Source organism: Streptomyces hilarionis, from assembly GCF_024539675.1.
Lineage (GTDB): Bacteria > Actinomycetota > Actinomycetes > Streptomycetales > Streptomycetaceae > Streptomyces > Streptomyces hilarionis.
This window is the reverse complement of the sequence record NZ_JAHHIT010000077.1, coordinates 39,418-48,543: the sequence shown is the minus strand read 5'-3', so window position 1 is coordinate 48,543 and position 9,126 is coordinate 39,418. Positions and strand designations below refer to the sequence as shown.

Annotated in this window: 10 protein-coding genes; 8 read left to right on the top strand and 2 right to left on the bottom strand. The window is 74.5% G+C overall.

The features are described from left to right. Together KMS84_RS20120 and mycP are read left to right on the top strand one after the other, a co-directional pair. A partial coding sequence (locus tag KMS84_RS20120) for a hypothetical protein (protein WP_438818961.1) occupies nucleotides 1–1,227 on the top strand: 1,227 nt, incomplete at its 5' end. Beyond that, nucleotides 1,224–2,516 (top strand): type VII secretion-associated serine protease mycosin, encoded by a 1,293-nt coding sequence (gene mycP, locus KMS84_RS20115; protein ID WP_256917736.1) that lies wholly within the window; start codon nucleotides 1,224–1,226, stop codon nucleotides 2,514–2,516. The genes KMS84_RS20120 and mycP, both read left to right, overlap by 4 nt. Before the next feature lie 126 nt (nucleotides 2,517–2,642). Here mycP and KMS84_RS20110 read toward each other — a convergent pair whose 3' ends face one another. Next, nucleotides 2,643–3,632 (bottom strand): serine hydrolase, encoded by a 990-nt coding sequence (locus tag KMS84_RS20110; RefSeq protein ID WP_256917735.1) that lies wholly within the window; start codon nucleotides 3,630–3,632, stop codon nucleotides 2,643–2,645. Nucleotides 3,633–3,782: 150 nt separating this feature from the next. Here KMS84_RS20110 and KMS84_RS20105 point away from each other — a divergent pair, with 150 nt between their 5' ends. Next, on the top strand, nucleotides 3,783–4,514 hold the full coding sequence (locus KMS84_RS20105; RefSeq protein WP_256917734.1) for an SseB family protein: 732 nt from the start codon (nucleotides 3,783–3,785) through the stop codon (nucleotides 4,512–4,514). Nucleotides 4,515–4,529: 15 nt separating this feature from the next. On the opposite strand, the gene KMS84_RS20100 is transcribed toward KMS84_RS20105, so the two are convergent. Further along, nucleotides 4,530–4,907, bottom strand: coding sequence for a DUF1844 domain-containing protein (locus tag KMS84_RS20100; RefSeq protein ID WP_256917733.1), 378 nt, complete (start codon nucleotides 4,905–4,907; stop codon nucleotides 4,530–4,532). 394 nt (nucleotides 4,908–5,301) lie between these two features. Here KMS84_RS20100 and infC point away from each other — a divergent pair, with 394 nt between their 5' ends. The 5 genes from infC to KMS84_RS20075 all read left to right on the top strand — a co-directional run bounded on the left by infC (nucleotide 5,302) and on the right by KMS84_RS20075 (nucleotide 9,013). Then, a complete protein-coding gene (gene infC, locus KMS84_RS20095; RefSeq protein ID WP_218108804.1) occupies nucleotides 5,302–5,994 on the top strand; it encodes a translation initiation factor IF-3 in 693 nt (230 codons plus the stop codon). A 107-nt stretch (nucleotides 5,995–6,101) separates the two neighbouring features. Continuing rightward, nucleotides 6,102–6,296 (top strand): 50S ribosomal protein L35, encoded by a 195-nt coding sequence (rpmI, locus tag KMS84_RS20090; RefSeq protein ID WP_003977225.1) that lies wholly within the window; start codon nucleotides 6,102–6,104, stop codon nucleotides 6,294–6,296. 97 nt (nucleotides 6,297–6,393) lie between these two features. Beyond that, nucleotides 6,394–6,777 carry a 50S ribosomal protein L20 gene (gene rplT, locus KMS84_RS20085; protein ID WP_057580434.1) on the top strand — a complete coding sequence of 128 codons (384 nt, stop codon included), beginning with the start codon at nucleotides 6,394–6,396 and terminating at the stop codon, nucleotides 6,775–6,777. 205 nt (nucleotides 6,778–6,982) lie between these two features. Next, on the top strand, nucleotides 6,983–7,843 hold the full coding sequence (locus KMS84_RS20080; RefSeq protein WP_256917732.1) for a TrmH family RNA methyltransferase: 861 nt from the start codon (nucleotides 6,983–6,985) through the stop codon (nucleotides 7,841–7,843). 54 nt (nucleotides 7,844–7,897) lie between these two features. Beyond that, complete coding sequence (locus tag KMS84_RS20075) at nucleotides 7,898–9,013, top strand: sensor histidine kinase (protein WP_256917731.1); 1,116 nt, start codon at nucleotides 7,898–7,900, stop codon at nucleotides 9,011–9,013. The last annotated feature ends 113 nt before the right edge of the window (nucleotides 9,014–9,126 follow it).

The window sequence follows — 9,126 nt, the reverse complement described above, 5'->3', positions numbered from 1 at the left end:
GCCGATGCCGGACCCGCGGCTCGCGGCGGTTCCGGCACGGCCGGCGCCCGCCCCGCCGACGCGGCGGGTACGCGCCCCGCCGGTCCGGACGACGCCCCCGCCCCGGTCGCCGGGCCCACCGAGGAGCGGGCCTGGTCGCCGCTGCCCCGCGGCTGGGTGCCCGCTCCCGGAGCCGGCCTGCACGACACGCGGACGCACGAGGGCGCACGGAGTCCCGGAGCCGTGCCGCACGACGACTCCCGCCCGGGCCCGGCCTGGAGTCCCGCGGCGGCCGTGCGGCAACCCGACTTCACCGTCGCCCCGCCGCCGCCCGCGCCGGAGCCCCCACGACGGCCCGACGCCCCCACGGGGACGGCGAGCGGACCCGACCCCGCGCTGTCCTGGAGCGCCCCCATGGCCCCCGGCGGCGCCCCCGGCGTCACCCGGCCCGTGATCAGGTTCGCCCGGCCCGAGGGATACACGCCCCGCGTCCTCGGCCGCCGCGGCCGCACCGCCGCGGCCGCCGTCTGCGTCGTCCTCGGACTGGGCCTCATCGGCGGTGCCGCGACCGGCAGTTGGCTGGTCGGCGGCTCGGGGGAGAGCGCCGAGACCAGCGCCTACACGACCGCGGGCGGCCTGTGGCACAACGTGCCCGTGGACCAGCTGTTCCCGCCCACCGTGGACGGACAGGGCGCCGGCCCCGGCGGCGCCGACCGCACCTGGACGAGGATCGCCGTCGCCCCGGACGGCGGCTGCGCCCGCGCCTTCGACCCGCTGCTGCTCAAGGTGCTCGCCCCGGTCGGCTGCCGGCGTCTGCTGCGCGCCACCTACACCGACGCCACCCAGAGCCATGTGACCACCGTCGGCCTGCTGTTCACCACGGCGGACGCGGCCGCCATGCGCGCGCTCGACACCCGTTTCACCAAGGAGGGCCTGGCCCAGCGGGCGGATCTGATGCCCCGCCCGTACGCGGCCGAGGGCACCGCGGCCGCAGCGTTCGGCGACCGGCAGCGGGCCTCGTGGACGGTCTCGGTCCTCACCGACGCGCCCGTCGTCGTCTACGCCGTCTCCGGCTGGGCCGACGGCCGGATCGTCGACACCCCGCAGCCCGCCTCCCGGGCCACCGCGACCGGCGCCACCACGGCCCCCGCCCAGGCCGGCCTCGGCAACGAGGCCCAGGGCCTCGCCGACCGCGTCGAGCGCGGCCTGCGCAAGACCGCCGCCACGCCCTCGGAGCAGCCCTCATGAGCACCCGCAGGACCCGCACGACGCCCGGTGTCCCCGGGGCCCGCACCCCCCGCCCGGCGCGGCCGCCCCGTGCGGGGCGCACGCGCCGGGCCGGGCTCCTGAGCTGCCTCCTCGCCGCCGCCGTCGCCCTGGCGCCGTCCTCCACCGCCCACGCCGACGGCATCCGGGCCCAGCAGTGGGCCCTGGACGCCCTGCACACCCGGCAGGTCTGGCAGACGACCAAGGGCCGGGGCATCACCGTCGCCGTCCTGGACACCGGCGTCGAGGCCGACCACCCCGACCTGGCCGGCAACGTCCTCGCCGGCCGGGACATGGTGGGCTTCGGAGCCCGGCCCGGCCAGCGTGCCTGGGCCCGCCACGGCACCGCGATGGCCAGCATCATCGCCGGTCACGGGCACGGCGCGGGGAACGACGACGGGGTGCTCGGCATCGCTCCCGAGGCGAAGATCCTGCCCGTCCGCGTGATCCTCGAGGACGGCGACCCGCAGCGCACCAAGGCCCGCAACACCCGCGGCAACGCCCTCGCCGAGGGCATCCGCTGGGCGGCCGACCAGGGCGCCGACGTCATCAACCTCTCCCTGGGCGACGACTCCGTCTCCGCCCACCCCGAGCCCGCCGAGGACGAGGCCGTCCAGTACGCGCTGAACAAGGGGTCGGTCGTCGTGGCCTCGGCCGGCAACGGCGGCGAGAAGGGCGACCACATCTCCTATCCGGCCGCCTACCCGGGCGTCATCGCCGCGACGGCCGTCGACCGCTACGGCACGCGCGCCTCGTTCTCCACCCGCCGCTGGTACGCGACGGTGAGCGCGCCGGGCGTCGACGTCGTGATCGCCGACCCGGACCACAAGTACTACCAGGGCTGGGGGACCAGCGCCGCCTCCGCCTTCGTCTCGGGGGCCGTCGCCCTCGTCAAGGCCGCCCACCCCGGTCTGACCCCGGCGCAGATCAAGAAGCTCCTGGAGGACACGGCCCGCAACGCCCCCGCCGGCGGCCGCGACGACTCCCGCGGCTACGGCTTCATCGACCCGGCCGCCGCGATCCGCGCGGCCGGCGCCCTCAAGCCGGAGGGCCTCCAGTCCGCCGCCTACGGCGAGCGGTACTTCGGCTCCGGTCCCGACCGGGCGAAGGCCGACGACGACTCCTCGAGCTGGGCGGGTCTGCTCGCGGGCGGCGCGGGCGGGGTGCTGCTGCTGACGTCGGTCGTCCTGTGGCGCGGCCGCCGCGCGCGCGACCGGCGGCACGACGCCCAGGAGACCTACGAGCCCTACGGGACCTACGAGGCCCTCTAGCGTCCGGCCCGGTGACCCGGTGACCCGGTGACCCGGTGACCCGGTGACCCGGTGACCCGGTGACCCGGCGGCCGACGAGACCGCCGACGACGCCTGCCCGGACGCGGACCACGCGGGCGACGGCGACTACCCGGCCCCCGCCGCGGACGGCGACGCCGTGGCCCGGCCGTCCGCGAACACCGAGACCGCCGCTCTCGCCGCCGCCTCGACGAGCGCGATGCCCGCTTGCTGCGTGGCGTTGCCGTTCGACAGCACGGCCACCGCGTAGTCACCGCCGCCCGCGCTCACCCGGCCGATGCTGTTGACGACCCACAGCCCGGTCGTGCTGCGCGGCAGCCAGCCGTTCTTCAGCGCCCACGCGGACCCGTCGGCCGCGGCCGAGACCCCCCAGTCCTGGCCGGCGGCGATCCTCCCCATCAGCGCCCGCACGTACGTCCGCGACGCCTCGCTCAGCTCCGAGTCGTCCCCGAACACCTGCCGCAGCAGGGCGAGCTGGTCGGCGGCCGTGGTCCGGGTGAGCCCCCACAGCATGCCCTCGCCGCCCTCGGTGGCCGTCAGCCCGAGCCGCGCGTTCGCGGCGTCGAGGCCCTCGGCCTCGCCGATGGCCCGCCACAGCGCCGACGCCGCGTCGTTGTCGCTCGTCTCGATCATGGCCGTGGCGTACGCCTTCTCGGCCGTCGTGAGACGACGGCCCTCGTCCTGCGCCCGCAGCAGCAGCGCGGCCAGGATGTCCGCCTTGACGACGGACGCCGTGTCGAAGGCGCCCCCGCCGTACGCGGCGCGCTCGCCGGAGGCCAGGTCGAGCACGGCGACGGACACGGCCGCACCCCCGGGCACGGTCACCGCCCCCATGGCCGACGCCAGCGACGCGTCACGGTCCTGCCCGGCGGTCTCCTCGGTCCCCACGGTCACCCCTTCGTCCCGCGACGCCGAGGCCGGCGGAGTCGCGGACGACGACGATACGGGCCGCGCGCCGGAGTGGGCCCGCGCCTTCACGTAGACGGCGCCGCCCGCCGTGGCGCCCAGCACGGCGACCGCGGCGAGCGCGAGAGGCAGGTACGGGCGGCGCCGGGCGGGACGGGCGCGGCGGCTGCGACGTGCTCTGCGGGACTCCATGGCCGCGATGGTCGCGACGGCGGCTGTGCGGGCCGTGGGACCGGCGTGAGAACGCGGTCAGGGCGGCCTGAGAATCCGGTGAGGGCGCGCGGCGCCGCGCACCGGGCCCCGCACCGGCCGACGGCCGGGCCCCCGATAGGGTCGACGACCGTGGCGAACAAGAACATTCCCGACCCCGGCTTCTCCGACGACGACGGCACCGCCGACCCCCGGCTGAGCGCGGCGCTCGCCGCCTGGGCCGAGGACCGCACCGCCGTGGCCCCGGTGCTGGCGGCCCTCAAGGACGCCCGGCTCCTCGTTCCCGTCGTGGCCGTGCTGGGGGAGGTCGAGGAGGACGAGAACGGGCTGCGCCGCGAGAAGACGAGCGACATGGCCGTCCCCACCCTGAAGGCCGGCTCGCGCACCGCGCTGCCCGCCTTCACCTCCACCGAGTCCCTCGCCCGCTGGGACCCCCGGGCCCGCCCGGTCGCCGTCCCGCTCCACCAGGCGCTTCAGGCAGCCGCGCACGAGAAGGCCGACACCGTCGTCCTGGACCTGGCCGGGCCGGTGGCCTTCGAGCTGACCGGGTCCGCCCTGCTGGCCCTCGCCGAGGGCCGCACCCGCGCCGACCCGCTCGCCGACCCGGCGGTCGTCGCGGCGGTGCGGGCCGCGGTCGCCGCCGAACCGGAGGTCCTCAGGGCCCACCTCGGCCCCGGGGAGGCCGACGGCACCCTCGCCCTCGTCCTCGACCCGGCGGCCGTCCCCGCCGAGACGGCCCGTGCCGTGGCCCGCCGCCTCGCCGCCGACGAGACGCTGCGGGCCCGCCTGGTGCGCGGCCTCGACCTGGCAGTGCTGCCGGCCGGGACGACGCCTCCGGGCGAGCCCCTGTACGTGAAGAGCTGAGCGGCCGCGACCGGCTCAGCCGTAGATCGGTCCCGTGTACTTCTCGCCCGGGCCCTGACCCGGCTCGTCCGGGACGATCGACGCCTCGCGGAACGCCAGTTGCAGCGACTTCAGGCCGTCGCGCAGCGGGGCCGCGTGGAACGAGCTGATCTCGGTCGCGGACGCGTCGAGCAGCCCGGCGAGGGCCGTGACCAGCTTGCGGGCCTCGTCCAGGTCCTTGTACTTGTCGCCCTCCTCGGTGAGCCCGAGCTTCACGGCCGCGGCGCTCATCAGGTTGACGGCGACCGTCACGATCACCTCGACGGCGGGGACCTCGGCGATGTCGCGGGTCATCTCGTCGAAGTCGGGGGCGTCGGGCGTCCCGGCGGAGCCGGCGGGGGAGGTGTCACTCATGCAGGACACGATAGGCGCAGGCGGGCCCGGCCCCGTGACGAGGCCCGATTGGCCGTTCCTGGCGCGTGCTGGTAATCTCGTGTAACGACCGGTCGGACACGCGTGCCCCTCAGCAGGCGGGCCCGGCCCACAAGTGGAGACTCCGAGCTCCCACCCGACCGTCCCCCGGACGGCGGGTCACCCCGGTCAGGCGGCCCCCATCGTTCCGTACGGACGATGGAGTCGCCCGGTAGCGCGCCCCGCGATCCTTGCGGCGGTGCTCCGGTAGTGCTTGGAGCCCCGCATGTGATTGTTCGGGGCATTTTTTGTGCTTCGACGTGGTTGCCGAACTATCGAACACAGACGTTACGCGGCCGTCCGCCAGACTGCCGCGTGGTGCTACCGAGGAGGATCCATCAGCACCGAGCCCCGCATCAACGACCGGATTCGCGTTCCCGAAGTGCGACTTGTCGGTCCCAGTGGCGAGCAGGTCGGCATCGTGCCGCTGGCCAAGGCCCTGGAGCTTGCGCAGGAGTACGACCTCGACCTGGTCGAGGTGGCCGCGAGCGCACGCCCGCCGGTCTGCAAGCTCATGGACTACGGGAAGTTCAAGTACGAGTCGGCCATGAAGGCCCGTGAGGCGCGCAAGAACCAGGCGCACACGGTCATCAAGGAAATGAAGCTCCGGCCGAAGATCGACCCGCACGACTACGACACCAAAAAGGGTCACGTCGTCCGGTTCCTCAAGCAGGGCGACAAGGTCAAGATCACGATCATGTTCCGTGGTCGCGAGCAGTCCCGGCCGGAACTCGGCTACCGACTGCTGCAGCGTCTCGCGTCGGACGTCGAGGACCTCGGCTTCATCGAGTCGAACCCGAAGCAGGACGGCCGGAACATGATCATGGTTCTCGGTCCGCACAAGAAGAAGACCGAGGCCATGGCCGAGGCCCGGCAGGCGCAGGAGGCCCGCAAGGCCGAGGCGAAGGCCAACCCCGGTCGCTCGCAGAACGCCGCGGACGCCGACGCCGTGAACGCCGACGGCGACAGTGACGTCGAGGTCGCGGCGGCTGACGCCGAGGCCCCTGCCGAGGCTTCCGCCGAGGCGTGATCCGAGGGACGCGAGTCCCGCGGACAGAACCGATACCAGCGACGTTCCACCGTGCCCGGTTTCACGACCGGGCACCGGAACGCCACCGACGAGGAGAGAACGGCGCTATGCCGAAGAACAAGTCGCACAGCGGTGCCAGCAAGCGCTTCAAGATCACCGGCTCCGGCAAGGTGCTCCGCGAGCGCGCCGGCAAGCGCCACCTGCTCGAGCACAAGTCGTCCCGCGTGACGCGCCGCCTCACCGGCAACGCCGAGATGGCCCCGGGCGACGCCGCGAAGATCAAGAAGCTTCTCGGCAAGTGACGTCGGGCGCGGACATCGCGCCCGACCTCTGAATCGGGACCCAAACGTTTCCGGGCCGTGTGAGTCCAACCGCGGCCCCGCTACAAGGAGTTAACAAGTGGCACGCGTCAAGCGGGCAGTCAACGCCCACAAGAAGCGCCGGGCGATCCTCGAGGCGGCCTCCGGCTACCGCGGTCAGCGTTCGCGCCTGTACCGCAAGGCCAAGGAGCAGGTCACCCACTCGCTGGTCTACAACTACAACGACCGCAAGAAGCGCAAGGGCGACTTCCGTCAGCTGTGGATCCAGCGCATCAACGCTGCGGCCCGCCAGAACGGCATGACGTACAACCGCCTCATCCAGGGTCTGAAGGCCGCGAACATCGAGGTCGACCGCAAGATCCTGGCCGAGCTGGCCGTGAACGACGCCACCGCGTTCGCCGCGCTGGTCGAGGTCGCGCAGAAGGCACTCCCCGCGGACGTGAACGCGCCCAAGGCCGCGTGACGCTGCGCCGGCGCTAGCCCGACGTGAGTGAAGGACCCGCAGGTTTCCGCCTGCGGGTCCTTTTGCTGCCGACGTCCGCCGCGCCCGCCGTCCGGGTGGCCGGCCGCGCGGGGCCGGCCGCGCAGTTCCCCGCGCCCCTGAGGGCCGCGGTCGCCCTCCCTGCCAAGCGGGCCACACCGACATCCGAAGGTCGAAGGTGAACCACATGTCCTCCGCCAGCCCCGAGCCGATCTCTCCCCGTTCCCCCCGCGTCGCGGCCGCGCGGCGGCTGGCCCGGCGGAACTTCCGGGGCAAGGAGCGGCTGTTCCTCGCCGAGGGGCCGCAGGCCGTCCGGGAGGCCGCGGCGCATCGTGCCGACGGACAGCCCACCCTGGTCGAGCTGTTCGCCACCGCGGAGGCCGCCGAACGCCACGCCGACGTCATCGCCGCGGCCCGCGCCGCCGGCGCCCGGATCCACCTCGCCGCCGAGCAGGTCATCGAGGACGTCTCCACCACCGTCACCCCGCAGGGGCTCGTCGGGATCTGCCGGTTCCTGGACACGCCGTTCGAGCGCATCCTCGCCGCCCGGCCGCGGCTCGTCGCCGTCCTCGCCCACGTCCGCGACCCCGGCAACGCGGGCACCGTGCTGCGCTGCGCCGACGCCGCCGGCGCCGACGCCGTCGTGCTCACCGACGCCTCCGTCGACCTCTACAACCCCAAGGCCGTCCGCGCCTCCGTCGGCTCCCACTTCCACCTGCCCGTCGCCGTCGGCGTCCCCGTCGAACAGGCCGTGGCCGGGCTGCGGGACGCGGGCGTGCGCATCCTCGCCGCCGACGGCGCGGGCGACGACGACCTCGACGCCGAACTGGACGCCGGCACCATGGGCGGCCCCACCGCATGGGTCTTCGGCAACGAGGCCTGGGGACTTCCGAAGGAGACCCGCGCGCTCGCGGACGCCGTCGTGCGCGTCCCGATCCACGGAAAGGCCGAGAGCCTGAACCTCGCGACGGCCGCCGCCGTATGTCTCTACGCGTCGGCCCGTGCACAGCGCGCCTCCGGAGGGTGCCGCTCCGTGACCGACAGCTAGTAGGGTGACGAGTTCGCGGGCCTCTTCCGGGAGGACGGGAGGTGGGGTACGGGGATGAGTGTCGGCACGACCAGCGCACCGGGAGCGGCCCGGCCGGCCGGTGACCTCGCCGGACTCGGCATCGACCCCGACGACCTGCCCGACGGGCTCGTCGTCGCCGACGAGCACGGCCGGGTGATCTGCTTCAACGCCGCAGCCCGGCGCATCACCGCCGTCGCCGCCGAGGACGCCCTCGGCCAGCGCCTCGACAAGGCCCTGCCGCTCGAGGACCTCGAGGGCCGCCGCTGGTGGCAGCTCACCGATCCCTACGGCGGCCTCGCGATCCGCGTCGGCCAGCCCGAGCGCAACCTCCTGCTCCCGGGAGGCCGCGAGGTGCTCGTCTCCGCCCGGTACGTGCGCGCCGAGCCCACCGGCCCCGTCCACCGCGTCGTCGTCGCGATCCGCGACACCGAGGCCCGCCGCCGCACCGAGCGCAGCCACGCCGAGCTGATCGCCACCGTCGCCCACGAACTGCGCTCCCCCCTCACCTCCGTCAAGGGCTTCACCGCCACCCTGCTCGCCAAGTGGTCGCGGTTCACCGACGACCAGAAGCGGCTGATGCTGGAGACCGTCGACGCCGACGCCGACCGGGTCACCCGCCTGATCGCCGAACTGCTCGACATCTCGCGCATCGACTCCGGACGGCTGGAGGTGCGCCGCCAGCCCGTGGACATGGGCGCGGCCGTGGGACGGCACATCCAGGCCTACGTCGCCGCCGGACAGCCCGCCGACCGGTTCCTGCTGCGCATCGAGCAGCCGCTGCCCGCCCTGTGGGCCGACCCCGACAAGGTCGACCAGGTCCTCAGCAACCTCCTCGAAAACGCGGTGCGCCACGGCGAGGGAACCGTCACCATTGACATCACGCCCGCCGCGTCCCCCCGGGAAGGGGAGGACACCGGCACGTCGGTCACCGTGAGCGACGAGGGCGCAGGCATCCCGGAGGAGTCCATGAACCGCGTCTTCACCCGCTTCTGGCGGGGCAGCAAGCGCGGCGGCACCGGCCTCGGGCTGTACATCGTCAAGGGCATCGTCGAAGCCCACGGCGGCGCCATCACGGTGGGCCGCGCCCCCGGCGGCGGCGCGGAGTTCCGATTTACGCTGCCCGTGGCGACCCCGGCCTACCTCACCTGAGAGCTGCCCGGGCCGCCGCGGGCGCAGCGGTACACCCTCACCCCGTTAGACTCGGCCTTTGGCACCCTTGTGTCCCATGGACGGCCCTCCGACCTCTGCGTGAGTCGATGACG